The sequence below is a fragment of the Proteus sp. HMSC14B05 genome (genome assembly GCF_001808035.1).
In the GTDB taxonomy this organism is placed as follows: Bacteria; Pseudomonadota; Gammaproteobacteria; order Enterobacterales; family Enterobacteriaceae; genus Proteus; species Proteus mirabilis.
In genome coordinates, this window is sequence record NZ_KV791955.1 from 65,349 (window position 1) to 82,835 (window position 17,487).

Sequence of the window (17,487 nt, forward strand, 5' to 3'; positions counted from 1 at the left end):
TATTAGCATAATACGTTTAAGTAAAAAGAAAATGAAGATCAAATTATAAGATTATCTAATAAATTTTATAAGTGAATAAAAAAGTAGGCTCATTGATTAAGCTAGGATAAATATTCAATCGACAAAAAATATTTATTCTTTAGGTGTTAATACTTATTTTTGTTTAGTTGTTTTTACGTAATCATTTTTCCTAAAATGATATTCTTATTATGATGTGGGTGAGTAGAAAAAATTTGTTATATATTAAAATAGCTCAACAATAAAGAGAATTAATTTCTAAATAATAGACTAAAAAGAACCAGAGTTATGACATCCATCAGCTATTTTATGAGGTTGTTTATGATTTTTTTTGTTATTTTAATTATTTTTTCTATAAGGTAAATATAGATTAATTTAAAGTCACTAGACAATTACTGTACTTTATCTAGACATAAAAAAGAGACAGCGATTCCTTTTTTGTTCTTTTTTAATCAGCAATATTTTTAGTTAAAAAATAAGACAGTAAATCAGAAATTGATTGTCAATAGTAGTTATGTCTGTAAGAGGTGAAAAATGATTTATGTCAAATTAAATAGTATTTATTTTATCGTTTCGCCATTATTAATAATGAATAGGGAGGGCGTTATTAATAATAGCGATTATAAAAATAAAATATACTAATTGTTCAGGTTAAGGGTTGAAGTATTTGTATGACTTATGAAAGGGAGGCGTCAAAATAGGATAGCCTTCCCTTCTGTTGCAGAATGGAGCTTAGTATATTTATTATTTCCATATTCAATACTTATTCATCAAAAATAGAATATTTTTACAATACAGTTTACTCTCATTAATAAATAATAATGAAACGAAAGTCGATTAAGCTGTTATACAAGCGCTGGATATCATCTAATGATAAAGAAGATATACGGGCTAAATTTAATTGGCTCTTAAGTCATATTTTTTAAAGAAATCATATTCTTGTACTAGTTGTGGTAGTGATCTTATTTTTAGTTTTGTATACATATTCGAACGATGAACTTCCACTGTTCTTGGTGATAAAGAGAGCTTTTCGGCTGCTTCTTTACTGGTGTTACCGTCAAGGATCATCTCCATTACCTCTTTTTCTCTATTTGATAGTTTACTAAACTTATCTTTTAAAGAAATATAGGTTCTGAATTGCTCAACCTCACTTTCATAGTGTAAAAAAGATTCTGACACAATATTAAGAAGCTCATTGACGTTTAAAGGGCGAGTTAAATATTCGAAAGCCCCCGCTTTAAATGCGTTACGGCAACTTTCTATCGATGCATCTCCCGAAATAATTATAACAGGAATGATATTCTTTAATTTGTTTAACTCTTTTACCAACGCAATTGATGGCGATGCACTACTTTTAGTGTTAATTATGATGCACTCTTTATGAGCCCCTTTAGTTGATGAAAAATAGTACTTTAAAAATGCCTGTTCATTTGAATAGGTTTTCACATTTGCCGCTAAAGAAGAAAGCACTGCTTTAAGTTGAACTTTTGTGCTGTCATCTTCGAAAGTGATCAGATGGATTATCGATTCCATATGTTGCTCCCAATTTTATTCCTCTCTTAATCAAGAGTAAATGAGTAACGAAATTTGACTAATTTATAAATTTTCTATGTAGAGTAGTATTCACGTAACGGAGCCATAATAAGGATATATTAAATAAAAAAGTATTAATACTTTTTCATTATATTATAGATAAAATATCAGAACTTTGTTTTGTTTCAATATTTCTATTTTATCGTTAAAGATATTTTTCTTCTATAAACGAAGTTCATATAACTGTTATTAATTGTAACTAAGTTTTTTATCGTAAGTGTTTTTAACTATATTAAACATCTAGTGTGAGTATAATTAATATTGATAATTGTTTTTTGATTAGTTTATTAACTAAAATAATTTGTCATACTTATATTTGTATGGTCTTGAGAATGTGGATTTCTCTCTTTACTTATTGTAAAATAGAGCATTATTTATAATTACCTTACTTAACAACCCAATCGAGCCAATATTATGGCGTCACTGAAAGATGTTGCTCGACTTGCATCTGTTTCTTTGATGACAGTCTCAAGAGCGATTAATAACCCTGAGTTATTAAAACCAGATACGTTGAAACAAGTCCAACGTGCAATCGAAGAACTGAATTATGTGCCCGATTTTTCAGCGCGAAAAATTCGAGGTCAAGGGACTAAGGTCTCATCGATCGGTGTGCTTGGTATTGATACCGCAACGACCCCTTTTTCCGTGGAAATGATTTTATCCATTGAGCGTACCGCTCGTCAGTTTGGCTGGAGTTCATTTGTTGTAAACCTCACTGAACAAGAGGGGTATGATCAAGCCATTTGGCAACTGTTAGCTCAACGTCCAGATGGTATCATCTATACCACAATGGGATTGCGAGAAATCACGGTACATGAAAAGCTACGTGATAAAAATGTGGTACTTGCCAACTGCCTAGCTAAAGATCAAACTTTTCCAACCTATATTCCTGATGATTATCACGGACAATATTTTGCGATAAAACACGTGATTGAAAAAGGTTATCGGCATCCGTTATGTTTTTATCTACCCGAAGATACCGTTGCAGGCCCTATTCGCCGTAAAGCGGTCGAAGATGCTTGGCAAGATGCCGGCTTACCTTTGTCATCATTGCGTCAATACACAATGTTATTTGGCGATGAACATTACCGTGATGTGATTGGATTGTTACAACAACACTGTCGTCAGCAAAAAGCAGATTTTGATATTTTAATCTGTGGTAATGATCGTATCGCATTTTTGGCTTATCAAGTTTTACTGTCGATGGGATTACGTATTCCTGAGCAAGTGGCTGTATTAGGCTATGACAATATGATAGGAACGGGGGAGTTATTCTATCCGCCACTCACCACAGTACAGTTGCCACATTATGACTTAGGCAAAGAAGCAACATTACATATTATTCAAGAGCGTAATCATAATAAAACAGTACAAGTCCCCTGTCAGTTAATTGAACGAGAGTCTCTGTAACGAGACTCTCTTTTCCGTTAGAGAGTATAGAAACATCACAACGCTTAACTTATCGTTGATAGTGTCCAATATTCGCCAGCGATTAATGTGGCACTGCCATCTGTGGCAAATAGCGATAAATCGCGATCATTTTCATCTGCATAATAACGGCTACTAAAGGTCAGCTCTCCGTGATTGATAAAAACCTCTATTGATGAGCGATCAATAAATATACGTAAGTTAATTTCGCTTCCTACTGGCAACGGTGTGCTACGTGATCCACTGATATTATATTGTGGATAATGGCGACGGATCACAAAGCGATTTGATTGATTATCGACAAATACCTCTAAACCTTTTCCTAGCCATAATCCAAATTTTTCCGCTTGGCTATCTAATGACCAGGTTAAATTTAACTCAATAGCTGGTGTCTTATCGAGTAATTTAAGCGCTTGGTTATTGAGTGTGGTCATCTCTATCGTATTTCTTGTTTGTCTGAGACTTTCAACTTCTTTTATCGGGGTCATACGTAAACGGTTTGCCCTTTTATCAAAGTTAATTTCACGAGGAAGCGTGAAACAACCAGCCCAAAACTCCTGTTGCGAAGGCATAGGGGAGTTCCACATATCCATCCATCCCATAGAAACACGGCGACCATCAGCAGTAACAAAAGATTGTGGAGCATAATAGTCATGACCATTATCAAGCTCAGTAAAATGACCATGTATGATAAAAGGTTGTTTTGGTGACCACTGACCGATCAGTGCACCGGTTTGAAACAGATTACGGTATTGATAACCTTCAGCGCGTTTTCCTTGTGGTGAAAAAACAAGAGCAAATTCGTTATCATCACTGATAGGAAAAAAGTCAGGGCATTCCCACATGTAGACGTTTTTATCATCGGTTTTGCCTAATACCTTGTACTCCGAACGCCATTGTTTCCCTTCTTCAAATAGGGTGTCATTGGAGAAAAGTAGCACTTGGCCTTGGTCTTTTTCATCGCGGGCACCGACTACCATCCACCATTTCCCTTCTTGAAACCAAACCTTTGGATCACGAAAGTGCATATATCCTTGTGGTGGTGGTAAAATAATGCCTTTCTTTTCAAAATGGATCCCATCTTCACTGACTGCCACACATTGTGCTTGGTAAATTTGGCTGTCATCGCCTTCTTCTGCTAACCAGTTATGGCCGGTATAAAAGAGGTATAATTTACCTTCATGACTTACCGCTGATCCGGAAAAGCAACCACTTTTATCATACTCATTGCCCGGAGCAAGGGCGATTGGCTGATGTTGCCAGTGGATCATATCTTTGCTGGTAGCATGTCCCCAATGCATCGGCCCCCAAAGTTCAGAAAAAGGATGATGTTGATAAAATGCATGATATAAGCCGTTATGATAAACAAGGCCATTAGGATCATTAAGCCATCCCGCAGGAGCGGCTAAATGGAATTGAGGATAAAATTGCTCTCCACGTTTTTTTTGTAAGGCATTTAGGGCAGTTGTCGATTGTTCTAAACGTTGCTTCATCTCATTATCCTGATTTTATCAGTTATTCTGTAAGCTATATGTCACCCTTATTAGCGATAACATTTAGGGTTAAAAAGCGTGTTGTTTGAATTTATCTTTATTATTGTACACCATTATGTTAACGTTATCAGGATGTTTTTTCGAGCAATATCTTTATTTTTTTAGTTATTAATACTGATAAAAATACAATATAGTGAATAAAAATAGTGGCTTATCTTCAGGAGAGATTATGAAAGTCTGGTCTTTAGGTGATGCGGTTGTTGACCTAATTCCACTGCAAAATATGCAATATGAAGCATGTGCTGGTGGAGCACCAGTGAATGTCGCTGCAGGTGTTGCAAAATTAGGACAGCAAAGTGGCTTTATTGGTCGGGTCGGTGAAGATGCATTTGGTCACTTTATGCAAAAAACGTTATTTGATCTCGGTGTAGACACCAGCACAATGGAATTTGATGAATTACATCGTACCAGTACAGTCTTAGTTTCGTTGCAAGAAAATGGCGAACGAGATTTTACTTTTTTAGTTGCGGACTCTGCTGATCAATTTCTTACCAATAAATCACTGCCTGTATTTGAAAAAGACATTTTACATTTTTGTTCACTTGCTTTAGTTAACCCAATTTGTCGCTCGACGCTAGATAGTGCTATTAGTAAAGTAAAAAATAGCGACTCTTTACTGAGTTTCGATATTAATTTACGTCCCCAAATGTGGCGTGATCATGAAGAAATGCGTGCGATCATCGATGAATATGCTCATAAAGCAGATATTTTGAAATTATCTGAAGATGAGCTGACTTGGATGACTCAGGAAATTACGTTAGAAAATGCATTAAAAAAATTAGCTGATTATCCTGCTCGTTTAAAAGTGATCACCCAAGGCTCTAAAGGATGTTTAGTGTTGACGCCTACAACACAAGTTGCCTTGAGTGCCTTTACCGTCAATTGTGTTGATACCACAGGGGCAGGTGATGCCTTTATGTCAGGATTATTAGCCGCAGTTGCAGAATATGGTTTTGCTGATGATGAACAATATTTATTAAAAATTATTACGCAAGCCGCGGCCTGTGGCGCATTAGCAACCACTAAAAAGGGCGCTATTGCTGCAGCACCGAGCCGAAAAGTATTGCGTGAATTTGTCAGTAAACAACCGCCGTTACATGTACGAGATATTTTTTAATGGATTATTTGTTTATTTGCTTGTAAGTCCTATTTTCCCCTTTGCTCTGGTCTTTTTGTGATCTCTATAAATAAGGTTTATACAACTTTATTTATAGAGATTTTTTTTATGTTTTACTCAGTGGTTTATTTTGATAATCGCTTACTTTGACGCTGATAAGTAGCGGATATGATCATATTGTTTGATTCGTTTTCGGCGTATGATAGTAAGGTCTCTTTAACGCTATTGGTGGAAAGTCATATGTGGGCTCAGTCAGGTGTGTTATTAGCCATTTGCTCCTATATTTTATGGGGAATAACCCCTCTTTTTTATCGGCTATTACCCGGTGCTCAACCATTAGAGTTACTTGCACAACGTCTTATTTGGTCTATTCCCCTGTTATTACTGGTTCGATTATTTATTAAAAATAGAACTCGCTGGCGTGCTGTTCTCCAAGATAGACGCTCTATTTTTATGTGTTTATTTAGTTCATTAGCAATGGCAGTCTCTTGGTGCACCTTTACTTATGCACTTACGCATCAACAAGTCTTAGCCGCCAGTCTGGGGTATTTTATTAATCCACTTTTTTCTATTGTATTGGGCGTTATCTTTCTTAAAGAGAAATTAAATCCTGCTGAAAAATGGGCGGTAATATTAATTTGTGCAGGAGTGGGATATCAATTATGGATGTATGGTCAATTACCCATACTGGCACTCGTGATGGGTGGCGCATTTGCGATTTATGGACTCATTCGTAAATTTATTCGTTTTGATGTCATAACTTCATTATTTATTGAAACTCTGTGGCTAATTCCGGTCGCTATAGGGGCGATGATTTGGCTGATTATGCGAGATGAAAGTGCGTTTTCTTCTGCAGACAATTTAACTCGTTTCTATTATATTTTAACCGCCCCAGTGACTATTCTCCCTTTACTGTTTTTTACCGCAGCAATCAAAAGAACCACCTTAACCGTTATTGGTTTAGCACAGTATATTGAACCGACAATGCAGTTTTTACTGGCCGTATTCCTATTCCATGAAGCATTTGATGCTGTGAAAGGAGTAAGTTTTTCATTGATTTGGTTAGGGCTATTGTGTTGTATTTTTGCGCTGATTAGAAAGCGCCTTAATGCCTTAAAAATTCATAAAGGTCAGCATAGCCAAAAAATATAAAGTATTTAAATTTTACTATGGCTATTTTTCTCTTTGTTAAATTCCGTTATGCTACCACTAAATGCAAACGTTTGCGTAATGCGTATTATCTGACTGAGATAAGGATCGAAAATGACCATTTTGGGAACGGCTCTGACCACTAATGCCACAAAAGTGATGTTATTAGGTGCAGGCGAATTAGGTAAAGAGGTGATCATTGAATGCCAACGTCTTGGCATTGAGACTATTGCGGTTGATCGCTATGCCAATGCGCCGGCAATGCATGTTGCTCATCGCCATTATGTCGTCAATATGCTTGATAGCGAGGCATTAAAACAGATTATAACTCAAGAAAAACCCGATTTTTTGGTGCCTGAAATTGAAGCTATTGCTACTTCATTATTAGTCGAATTAGAAAATAATGGTCAAAAAGTTGTACCTTGTGCCCGTGCAGTAAAACTCACTATGGATAGGGAAGGAATACGCCGTCTCGCTGCAGAAACATTACACTTACTGACTTCTCCTTATCAATTTGTTGATGATGAAGCGGCTTTTAGAAAAGCGGCGGTTGAGATTGGTTTTCCTTGTATTGTAAAACCGGTGATGAGCTCATCTGGAAAAGGACAAAGTGTTATTCGTTCAGAGCAAGATCTCACTAGTGCATGGACTTATTCTCAAGAAGGGGGAAGAGCAGGGCAAGGGCGCGTGATTGTTGAAAAGATGATCCCGTTTGATTTTGAGATAACATTACTCACGATTCGTGCTATTGATGGTATTCATTTTTGCGAGCCTATTGGTCATCGGCAAGAAAAAGGCGATTATCGTGCGTCATGGCAACCACAAAAAATGAGTGATATTGCCCTTGCCAAAGCACAACATATCGCTAGTAAAGTAGTGGAGAATTTGGGCGGTTATGGGTTATTTGGTGTGGAACTATTTATCCAAGGTGATGAGGTGTTTTTTAATGAAGTATCACCGCGTCCTCATGATACAGGGCTTGTTACCTTAATTTCACAAGATTTATCAGAATTTGCGCTCCATGTGCGTGCTTTTTTAGGCTATCCCATCGGTGGTATTCGCCAATTAGGTGCTTGTGCTTCCGCGGTGATTTTACCTGAGTTGTCTAGTACTAATATTGTCTATACGGGGTTAGAAAAAGCGCTTAAGGCAAATCGACAAATTCGTTTATTTGCTAAACCTGAAATCGCAGGACATCGTCGTTTAGGCGTGGTGCTTGCTCATGCCGATTCCATAAAACATGCTATTGAAGAGGCGAATTTAGGTGCACAAGCGATTTTAGCCCATGATGGTGATAACCATTTATCGCGGTGATCTACATACCGCCAATGGCTTTATATCATGCTTGCCTTGGCGGTTATTCCTAGCTGTTATGTAATTGATTTTTCCTCTTTATATGGCATTTCAGTATTTTTATTAATGTTATTAAGCTCTGCTCCCTTGAAACTTGCTTAACTATCCCCACCTTTTAAGTCATATCGATTTTTTTCGCCAAATTAGGATAAATTGAGGTAAAAATGAGTATGAAAGATCAGGAAACGAGAGGATTTCAGTCTGAAGTTAAGCAACTTCTACAATTAATGATCCATTCTCTTTACTCTAATAAAGAAATTTTCCTTCGCGAATTGATTTCTAATGCATCGGATGCGGCGGATAAGTTACGTTTTCGTGCATTATCCGATGCAGCTCTTTATGAAAATGAGGGTGAACTTCATGTCCGCATTGCCACTGATAAAGAAAAAAGAACACTGACTATCAGTGATAACGGCATAGGTATGACCCGCGATGAAGTGATTGATAATTTAGGGACTATTGCGAAATCAGGGACTAAAGCATTTTTAGAGTCTATTGGACAAGACCAAGCGAAAGATAGCCAATTAATTGGTCAGTTTGGTGTCGGTTTTTATTCCGCATTTATTGTGGCAGACAAAGTGACGGTACGTACCCGTGCCGCGGGGCAACCTGCTGATAAAGGTGTTTTCTGGGAGTCACAAGGTGAAGGTGATTATACGGTTGCTGATATTGAAAAAGCGGATCGTGGTACCGAAATTACCCTGCATCTACGTGAAGGTGAAGACGAATATTTAGATGATTGGCGTCTGCGTAGTATTATCAGCAAATACTCTGATCATATTTCCCTACCTGTCGAAATAGAAACTAAAAATGAAGAAGACGGCACCGTTACATGGGAAAAAATAAATAAAGCTCAAGCGTTATGGACGCGTAATAAGTCAGAAATCAGTGATGATGAATATAAAGAATTTTATAAGCATCTTTCTCATGATTTTGCTGATCCGCTGTGCTGGGCACATAACCGGGTTGAAGGTAAACAAGAGTACACCAGCCTGCTGTATGTTCCTTCTAAAGCACCTTGGGATTTATGGAACCGTGAACATCAACATGGTTTAAAACTGTATGTACAGCGCGTCTTTATTATGGACGAAGCTGAACAGTTTATGCCTAACTATTTGCGTTTTATCCGCGGATTAGTCGATTCTAACGATTTACCATTGAACGTTTCTCGTGAGATCTTACAAGATAGCTCTGTGACACGTAATTTACGTAGCGCATTAACTAAACGTGCATTACAAATGTTACAGAAACTGGCTGACAATAATCCTGAAGAGTATCAAACTTTTTGGAAAGAGTTCGGTTTAGTGTTAAAAGAAGGTCCTGCAGAAGATCACGCTAATATTGAAGCCATTGCTAAATTACTGCGCTTTGCTTCTACTCATAATGACAGCGATGCACAAACTGTTTCATTGGCAGATTACGTGAGTCGTATGGTTGAAGGTCAGGATAAAATCTATTACATCACTGCAGATAGCTATGCTGCGGCCAAAAATAGCCCTCATCTAGAATTATTCCGTAAAAAAGGTATTGAAGTTCTACTGCTATCCGATCGCATTGATGAGTGGATGATGAACTATCTCACTGAATTCGATGGTAAATCATTCCAATCTGTGAGCAAAGCAGATGAATCTTTAGATAAACTGGCTGATGAAGAGAAACAAGCGCAGCAGGAGGAGACAGATAAACAACTGGCACCTTTTGTTGAGCGTGTAAAAACCTTACTAGGTGATAAAGTTAAAGAGGTGAAATTAACTCATCGTTTAACGGACACGCCTGCTATTGTTACTACTGGTGCGGATGAAATGAGTACGCAAATGGCAAAACTTTTTGCGGCTGCAGGTCAACAAGTCCCCGAAGTTAAATACAACTTTGAGTTAAACCCTAATCATCCATTAGTCAAACAAACGGCTGAGTTGACTGATGAAACACAGTTCGCGGATTGGATCAATTTATTACTCGATCAAGCGCTATTTGCTGAAAGAGGAACTTTAGAAGATCCAAACCAGTTTATTCGTTTAGTGAACCAACTATTAGCTAAAAACGCGTAACCATATTCGTTTTCAATCATTTAAACCACGTTCTTTGCGCAAGAGAGCGTGGTTTTTTTCTTTTGCGATAAAAATAAAGTGCAATCGATAACGTGATTTCTTGAGCGATGACCTCACAAAATGGTATGGTAATGCGTTTTCGAGTTTAACTATAAAAAATTAAATGCAAGGGGATTTACGCGATGCGTATCATTCTACTAGGCGCTCCAGGCGCTGGTAAAGGCACTCAGGCTCAATTCATTAAAGAAAACTATGGTATCCCACAGATTTCAACCGGTGATATGTTACGTGCTGCGGTTAGCGCAGGTACGGAATTAGGACTGAAAGCAAAAGCATTGATGGATAACGGTCAATTAGTGACTGATGAATTAGTAATAGCATTAGTGAAAGAGCGTATCAAACAAGACGATTGCCGTAATGGTTTCTTGTTGGATGGGTTCCCAAGAACAATTCCACAAGCTGATGCAATGAAAGAAGCGGGTATCAATGTTGATTTCGTACTGGAATTTGCTGTACCTGATGAAATTATTGTTGAACGTATTGTTGGTCGTCGAGTGCACGCGCCATCAGGTCGTGTTTATCACATTAAATTTAATCCACCTAAAGTTGAAAACCGTGACGATGTGACAGGTGAAGAGTTAACAACTCGTAAAGATGACCAAGAAGAAACAGTGCGTAAACGTTTAATCGAATATCATTCTCAAACAGCACCTTTAGTTTCTTATTACCAAAATGAAGCTAAAGCGGGTAACGCGCAGTACCACAAAATTGATGGTACACAGAAAGTAAGCGAAATTAATGCTGAACTGAAAAACATCCTCGGTTAATCTATAACACCGAAGAGCAATCCCGGTTAGACCGGGATTTTTTTTACAAAATATTTATAAAAAGAATACAATCCGATTAATTGACAAACAGAGTTCACTATTTTCCTTTACTCTTTTACTTTTGGTTATGTTAATAAAACAGCTCTAAGGAGTCTTGGTATGAATGATGCTAAATACGGCGTTCTTTTGGTCAATCTTGGCACCCCTGATGCACCTCAACCAGATGCAGTGAAGCGCTATTTAGCTCAGTTTCTTAGCGATCCTCGCGTTGTTGATGTTTCCCCGTGGATTTGGAAACCCATTCTTCATGGGGTTATTTTGCCATTTCGCTCACCTAAAGTGGCCAAATTATACCAACAAATTTGGTTGCCAGACGGCTCTCCTCTTTTAGTCTATAGCCGTGCACAGCAAAAAGCGTTAGCACAACGTTTTGCGCATATACCTGTTGAACTAGGTATGTGTTACGGCAATCCTTCCCTCAACGAAGGACTGACGCGATTATTGGCGCAGGGCGTTGAAAAGTTAATTGTATTACCTCTCTATCCTCAATACTCTTGTTCGACATCGGGGGCGGTATTTGATGGTATTAGCCAACTGTTTAAAACGATGCGAACTATTCCTTCACTGCATTTTGTTCGTAGTTATGCTCAACATCCACTTTATATTAAAGCGCTGGTAAATAGCATTGACGAGAGTTTCAAGCAACATGGTAAGCCGGATCGTTTAGTACTTTCATTTCATGGCATTCCTGAACGATTTATTAAAACTGGAGATATCTATTTTGATGAATGTTGCCTTACAGTAGAAAAATTAAAACAGCAACTTGATTATCCAGCAGAAAAAGTGATGATGACTTTCCAGTCACGTTTTGGTCGTGAGCCTTGGTTATCACCTTATACTGATAAAACGATGGAAAAACTGGGTAGTGAAGGGGTTGAACATGTACAGGTTATTTGTCCCGGATTTTCATCAGACTGTTTAGAAACATTAGAAGAAATTAATGAACAGAACCGTGAGTTCTTTATACATGGTGGTGGAAAACAGTATGAATACATTCCTGCTTTGAATGATAAAGTTGAGCATATTGACTTACTTGAAGCTATAATCCGCGACATATGTGAAAAATAATAGATAAGCTCACTAAATACGATTATCGGATTAGGTGATATATTCATTTGATCATATTTCAGTTATATATAAACTTATCTTTTCTCATTTTTTAACCATTTTAGTCTTGTGCACTAAAATGGCTGATAAACGGACGCTGCATTACACAAATTTAGGCAGGAAAATGAATAGTAAGCTTTCAAAACCACAATCTTCAGAAGTTGATAAAGGGCATTTCGACGATTTTTATCTAAAACAGAACGATGAAATCGATCTGTTTGAGTTATTCTCTGTTCTTTATAAATCAAAATTTGTCATTATTGGGATCACACTTTTATTTGCTATCGTAGGTTTTACTGTTGCGAGCTTTCTGCCCCAGAAATGGACAAGCCAAGCTGCTATTACAAAACCAATGTTAGATGAGATGAAGCAGTTAAGAGCAACCTTAAATGATTTAAGCTTGGTTGATGTTGATACTGGCGTAAATGCTTCTTCTGTTTACCAAAAATTTATCAATAACTACAATTCCCGTGTATTACGTGAAGAATATTTAGTCAATACGGATTACTATAAAAACTTATTGGCTAAGATGGACGATCCTACGCCATTGGATAAACGTAAATTAATCGAAACTATTGTTACTAAAGATATTAATTTAAAAGCATCAGACAGTAAAAATAGTGATGAAGAATTTAGTGGCGAAATTAACTTAAGCTTTACTGCGCCAACTTCTGAAGAAGCTTACGATTTGCTGTCAGGTTATATTCGCTTTATTTCTACTAAAGTACGGGTAGAAGTGAAAGACGAAATTGATGATCAAATTGAGCGTAAATTAAACCATGCGCAAAAAGCGTATCAAATGGATTTAGAGCGTATTGCTAATGCGCGTAATGTTAATGTTCAGCGCTTAAAATATGCACTAGAAATTGCCAATGCTGCTGGGGTTAAAAAGCCTATTTCTAGTGAAGGTGCACAAATTAAAGATGATCCTGATTACTCCATTGCCATGGGGGCTGATGCACTTAGTAGCAAATTAGCGATAACAGAAGCGATTACTGATCCTACAACGGTCAGTTCTGAATTAAAAAATCGCTTATATAATATTCAGCAGTTAGAACAAATAAAATTGGGTGATCTGCAATTTGTTCCTTTCAAATATATGCTAAAACCTTATGAACCAACTAAGAAAGATGCGCCTAAACGTGCATTAATCTTAGTCGGTGCCGCATTTGTTGGTTTTATCCTTTCTGTAATGGGTGTTTTACTGGGCTATATGGCAAGAAATCGCCGTAAAACAGCGTAAATATCCACAAATAAAAGTAGGTGTACAGACGTACACCTACTGTCTCTCCACTAATATTGTGTTAACATTGCGCATCTTTTTTAGCTTGTAGCATCGTTCACAATGAAATTCCCTGGCAAAAGAAAATCCAAACACTATTTTCCCGTTAGTTTACGAGATCCATTATTAAAACCTATCATCAATATGACTGAGAGCGAATCTTCTCGGGCTTATATTGTTGGCATCGACCAAACATTAGTTGATATTGAAGCTAAGGTAGATGAAGCGTTTATCAATCGCTATAACTTGAGTCAGGGACACTCTCTGGTTATTGAAGATGATGTAGCGGAAGCCCTTTATCGCGAATTAACAGTTAATAATCTTATTACCCATGAATTTGCGGGTGGCACTATTGGTAACACACTACATAACTACTCCGTATTAGCGGATGATCGTTCTGTTTTATTGGGGACTATGTGTAACAATATTCAGATTGGTAGTTATGCTTATCGCTACTTATGTAATACCTCAAGCCGTACTGATTTAAACTATTTACAAGGTGTTGATGGTGCAATAGGGCGTTGCTTTACCCTCATTACTGAAAATGGTGAACGTACTTTTGCTATCAGTCCTGGCCAAATGAATCAACTTCAGCCCGAAAGTATTCCTGAGGATGTGATTGCAGATGCATCGGCATTAGTTTTAACTGCTTATCTCGTCCGTTGCAAACCGGGAGAGCCAATGCCGTTGGCAACTATGAAAGCGATAGAATATGCCAAAAAGCATGATGTACCAGTTGTCTTAACATTAGGTACTAAATACGTGATTGCCGACGATCCTCAGTGGTGGAGAGATTTCTTAAAAGAGCATGTCTCGGTAGTGGCAATGAATGAAGATGAAGCCCTAGAGCTTACAGGTCATGCTGATCCATTGTTAGCATCAGATGCGGCTTTAGAGTGGGTTGATTTAGTCTTATGTACCGCAGGCCCAGCAGGATTGTATATGGCAGGCTTTACAGAGAGTGATTTTAAACGCCAAACCACTCATCCGTTACTTCCTGGTGCAATTGCTGAATTTAATCGTTACGAGTTTAGTCGTGCTATGCGTTTTAAAGATTGCCAAATGCCGGAAAAAGTCTATTCGCATATAGAGCCTTATATGGGAGGGCCGGAAAAAATCATGAACACCAATGGTGCTGGCGATGCGGCATTATCTGCACTATTACATGATATTACGGCAAATAGTTATCATCGCATTAATGTACCTAATTCGAGTAAACACCCACGTAGTTATTTGACTTACTCTTCATTGGCGCAAGTGTGTAAATATGCTAACCGTGTAAGCTATCAAGTATTAAGCCAACACTCACCACGTTTGACTCGCGGTTTGCCTGAGAAAGAAGATAGCTTAGAAGAAGCTTACTGGGAACGTTAAGTTAAGTCGTCGCGCTCTTTTTTTGTGAAAGAGAGAAAATAAAAAGCAACACGCGATAAAGGTGTTGCTTTTTTAGTTTGTTAATCCTTTATTTTAAAAAATAAATCTCTATTATTGCGCTGCATTGGGTGCAATAATTTGTTGACCCTCTTCAGGTGTGTCATCAATGGTGCAACCGAACTCGACTTCTTGTATTAGCATCTCAGCCATTGCTGAAGCGGTCTGATCTTCATCGATTATCACATGATTTGCCCCTTTCTCAAGAATAAAGGAAGCTTCTTCATCATAGTTAGCACGAACAATAATATCGTCAAAATGAGCACGAACGATAATATTAAGATCAGGGTTCATTTTTCTTGCTGTTTCTGCGATATCTGCTGCTTCATAACCGTTAGGAATGGTTAGTAGTAGCGATTTAGCACAATCAACACGCGCTAATGCCAGCGATTCTTTGGTCATAGCATTACCGAGTACGGCGTTTAAGCCTTTTTCTTTTAACTCAGCAAATTTATTACGGCTATTTTCAATAATGACCAATGGGATAGCTTGTGGTTGTAGCTTTTCAGCTAGCATACTACCTGCACGACCATAACCGACGATAATCGCATGCCCACAAATATCGACAGGCACTGGCATCTCTTCTTCCATCTCTTCTTGTTGAAGTTGCTCTTGCTCTTCTTTGGTTTCTGTTTTTGCTAGATAACGGTCTAACAAAGAGAAGAGAACAGGATTAAGCATAATAGAGACTAAGGCGCCGGCAAGAACCAAGTTACGTGCATCTGGTTCTAAAACATTTAGTGCAACCCCCATTCCAGCTAAAATAAAGGCAAATTCACCAATTTGCGCAAGACTGGCTGAAATGGTTAATGCGGTTCTGCGTGAATGCCCAAACATACGAACGAGCACTAGGGCTGCTAAGGATTTACCTATAATAATGATCGCAAGTGTGGCTAAAATGCCTAGAGGATGCTCAATTAATACCATAGGATCAAATAGCATGCCGACAGAGACAAAGAACAGAACGGCGAAGGCATCACGTAGAGGTAAAGTATCTTGTGCTGCTCGGTGGCTGAGGTCAGACTCATTAAGTACCATACCGGCAAAGAAAGCGCCTAATGCGAAAGAAGCATCAAATAGCGTCACTGCTGCGTAAGCGATACCTAAAGCTAGTGCTAACACACATAGGGTAAAAAGCTCACGAGAGCCAGTGGCAGCCGTTTTAGCTAAGATCCACGGAATAAGCTTACGACCGACAATCATCATAATTAAAATAAAGGCAACTACTTTACCAATAGTGATACCTAAGTTAATTAATAACTGTGAAATACTTGTTTGGTCACTACTTTCAAGCATATTGGCAATAGCTGGTAGTAATACTAAGGCTAATACCATAGCGAGATCTTCGACAATTAACCAACCAATAGCGATTTGACCGCGCTGGCTATCAATTAAACCTCTTTCTTCGAGTGCGCGTAGCAATACCACAGTACTTGCCGTTGAAAGGCATAATCCAAAGACAATGCCACTAAATAGACCCCAGCCAAAGAAAGTGGATAACCCTAACCCTAATAAGGTGGCAACGGTAATTTGTGCTATGGCACCGGGGATCGCGATAGCTTTTACAGCCATTAGATCTTTTAAAGAAAAATGTAAACCTACGCCAAACATCAGTAAGATAACACCGATTTCAGCAAGCTCAGGCGCCAAAGAGGTATCAGCAACAAAGCCGGGGGTAAATGGGCCAGCGAGCACACCCGCAGCAAGATATCCTACTAAAGGTGAGATTTTTAGCCGTTGAGCAATCATGCCTAAGATGTAAGCAAGTGCTAATCCACCAACAATGGTGGTAATGAGGGGGGTTGAATGCGGCATCAATTCTCCTTCTTGTTATTAAACTACATGTATCGGGGGGCGAGTGGTACAGCAGGGTATTAGTTTAACGTATCTAAGCGCTAAATTCGCTAAAATTTATTGAATTTTTATAAAAATAGCAATTTGATTTAGTTTTATAATGTAACTGAGTGTTTCTGTGTTATTTTTGGTAGTTATTCTTTGTATAAGCTTGATATAGAGTATTTAGATTGGTTGTGAGTTGTAAAAATAAATACAACTTATTTAGCTTTATTGGTCATAATCTGGTGAAGAAAAAGCATGGAAATAATCAATAAAGATAGATAAGTGTCATTAGGCTCAACATGTTCAATGTTTTTTAAATTAGAGAGCAATCGCTAAGACGAGTATCCCTCATATTGACCCAAGTAAAACTCAGATAAAATAAAAAATGCTAACTATGGTTATTTCAGTAGTGAATAACTATTGAGCACTATGCTACACAGTAGAAAATGCTGTGATTAACATAATATCAATAAGCAGACTTTGTTTTTGCGATAGGGGAACGGGCAACATTGTCCCCGAGATGTTCATAACTGAAATTTATTTTTTAAGTTAAATTATAGTCGCTCTTACCTATAATGGAGTAAAAATAGCCAAAAATTCATGATCACAACTTAATGTATGCTTTTTTGTTAGTAAGTTATTGCTATTGTTATCCAAAGCACCGTAAAACCCCGTCCTTCAG

The 17,487-nt window shown here is 37.7% G+C and carries 12 protein-coding genes; 9 read left to right on the forward strand and 3 right to left on the reverse strand.

Going from position 1 to position 17,487, the window contains the following annotated elements:
* Positions 1-915 precede the first annotated feature (915 nt).
* Positions 916-1,551 carry a response regulator transcription factor gene (locus HMPREF3129_RS00305; protein ID WP_004244289.1) on the reverse strand — a complete coding sequence of 212 codons (636 nt, stop codon included), beginning with the start codon at positions 1,549-1,551 and terminating at the stop codon, positions 916-918.
* A 474-nt stretch (positions 1,552-2,025) separates the two neighbouring features.
* Here HMPREF3129_RS00305 and HMPREF3129_RS00310 point away from each other — a divergent pair, with 474 nt between their 5' ends.
* Positions 2,026-3,021: a LacI family DNA-binding transcriptional regulator gene (locus tag HMPREF3129_RS00310; RefSeq protein WP_004244288.1), complete on the forward strand. Its 996-nt coding sequence runs from the start codon at positions 2,026-2,028 to the stop codon at positions 3,019-3,021.
* Positions 3,022-3,065: 44 nt separating this feature from the next.
* Here the strand turns inward: HMPREF3129_RS00310 and HMPREF3129_RS00315 are convergent, their stop codons facing one another.
* Positions 3,066-4,532, reverse strand: a complete 1,467-nt coding sequence (locus HMPREF3129_RS00315; protein WP_004248659.1) for a glycoside hydrolase family 32 protein — start codon at positions 4,530-4,532, stop codon at positions 3,066-3,068.
* 229 nt (positions 4,533-4,761) lie between these two features.
* Here HMPREF3129_RS00315 and HMPREF3129_RS00320 point away from each other — a divergent pair, with 229 nt between their 5' ends.
* From HMPREF3129_RS00320 to HMPREF3129_RS00355, 8 genes are all read left to right on the forward strand, one after another.
* A complete protein-coding gene (locus HMPREF3129_RS00320) occupies positions 4,762-5,709 on the forward strand; it encodes an aminoimidazole riboside kinase (protein ID WP_004244286.1) in 948 nt (315 codons plus the stop codon).
* A gap of 240 nt (positions 5,710-5,949) precedes the next feature.
* Entirely contained in the window at positions 5,950-6,861 is a 912-nt protein-coding gene (gene rarD / locus HMPREF3129_RS00325) for an EamA family transporter RarD (protein ID WP_004248658.1), read from the forward strand.
* A gap of 111 nt (positions 6,862-6,972) precedes the next feature.
* Complete coding sequence (gene purT, locus HMPREF3129_RS00330) at positions 6,973-8,172, forward strand: formate-dependent phosphoribosylglycinamide formyltransferase (protein WP_012368277.1); 1,200 nt, start codon at positions 6,973-6,975, stop codon at positions 8,170-8,172.
* Between the two features lie 203 nt (positions 8,173-8,375).
* The gene (gene htpG, locus HMPREF3129_RS00335; RefSeq protein ID WP_004244279.1) at positions 8,376-10,259 is read left to right on the forward strand and encodes a molecular chaperone HtpG; all 1,884 of its coding nucleotides are present in this window, start codon (positions 8,376-8,378) and stop codon (positions 10,257-10,259) included.
* Positions 10,260-10,441: 182 nt separating this feature from the next.
* Positions 10,442-11,086: an adenylate kinase gene (gene adk, locus HMPREF3129_RS00340; protein ID WP_004244278.1), complete on the forward strand. Its 645-nt coding sequence runs from the start codon at positions 10,442-10,444 to the stop codon at positions 11,084-11,086.
* A 159-nt stretch (positions 11,087-11,245) separates the two neighbouring features.
* A complete protein-coding gene (gene hemH / locus HMPREF3129_RS00345) occupies positions 11,246-12,214 on the forward strand; it encodes a ferrochelatase (RefSeq protein WP_004244277.1) in 969 nt (322 codons plus the stop codon).
* Positions 12,215-12,377: 163 nt separating this feature from the next.
* Positions 12,378-13,496, forward strand: coding sequence for an LPS O-antigen length regulator Wzz(fepE) (gene wzz(fepE) / locus HMPREF3129_RS00350; RefSeq protein WP_004248652.1), 1,119 nt, complete (start codon positions 12,378-12,380; stop codon positions 13,494-13,496).
* A 102-nt stretch (positions 13,497-13,598) separates the two neighbouring features.
* Positions 13,599-14,909, forward strand: coding sequence for an inosine/guanosine kinase (locus HMPREF3129_RS00355; RefSeq protein WP_036918912.1), 1,311 nt, complete (start codon positions 13,599-13,601; stop codon positions 14,907-14,909).
* 111 nt (positions 14,910-15,020) lie between these two features.
* Here HMPREF3129_RS00355 and ybaL read toward each other — a convergent pair whose 3' ends face one another.
* On the reverse strand, positions 15,021-16,781 hold the full coding sequence (gene ybaL / locus HMPREF3129_RS00360) for a YbaL family putative K(+) efflux transporter (RefSeq protein ID WP_017627893.1): 1,761 nt from the start codon (positions 16,779-16,781) through the stop codon (positions 15,021-15,023).
* Between the last annotated feature and the right edge of the window lie 706 nt (positions 16,782-17,487).

What these genes read in the sequence shown, in the direction of transcription:
- HMPREF3129_RS00305 (WP_004244289.1), bottom strand. Translation starts at nt 1,551, where the DNA reads ATGGAATCGATAATCCATCTGATCACTTTCGAAGATGACAGCACAAAA.
- HMPREF3129_RS00310 (WP_004244288.1), top strand. Translation starts at nt 2,026, where the DNA reads ATGGCGTCACTGAAAGATGTTGCTCGACTTGCATCTGTTTCTTTGATG.
- HMPREF3129_RS00315 (WP_004248659.1), bottom strand. Translation starts at nt 4,532, where the DNA reads ATGAAGCAACGTTTAGAACAATCGACAACTGCCCTAAATGCCTTACAA.
- HMPREF3129_RS00320 (WP_004244286.1), top strand. Translation starts at nt 4,762, where the DNA reads ATGAAAGTCTGGTCTTTAGGTGATGCGGTTGTTGACCTAATTCCACTG.
- rarD (WP_004248658.1), top strand. Translation starts at nt 5,950, where the DNA reads ATGTGGGCTCAGTCAGGTGTGTTATTAGCCATTTGCTCCTATATTTTA.
- purT (WP_012368277.1), top strand. Translation starts at nt 6,973, where the DNA reads ATGACCATTTTGGGAACGGCTCTGACCACTAATGCCACAAAAGTGATG.
- htpG (WP_004244279.1), top strand. Translation starts at nt 8,376, where the DNA reads ATGAGTATGAAAGATCAGGAAACGAGAGGATTTCAGTCTGAAGTTAAG.
- adk (WP_004244278.1), top strand. Translation starts at nt 10,442, where the DNA reads ATGCGTATCATTCTACTAGGCGCTCCAGGCGCTGGTAAAGGCACTCAG.
- hemH (WP_004244277.1), top strand. Translation starts at nt 11,246, where the DNA reads ATGAATGATGCTAAATACGGCGTTCTTTTGGTCAATCTTGGCACCCCT.
- HMPREF3129_RS00355 (WP_036918912.1), top strand. Translation starts at nt 13,599, where the DNA reads ATGAAATTCCCTGGCAAAAGAAAATCCAAACACTATTTTCCCGTTAGT.
- ybaL (WP_017627893.1), bottom strand. Translation starts at nt 16,781, where the DNA reads ATGCCGCATTCAACCCCCCTCATTACCACCATTGTTGGTGGATTAGCA.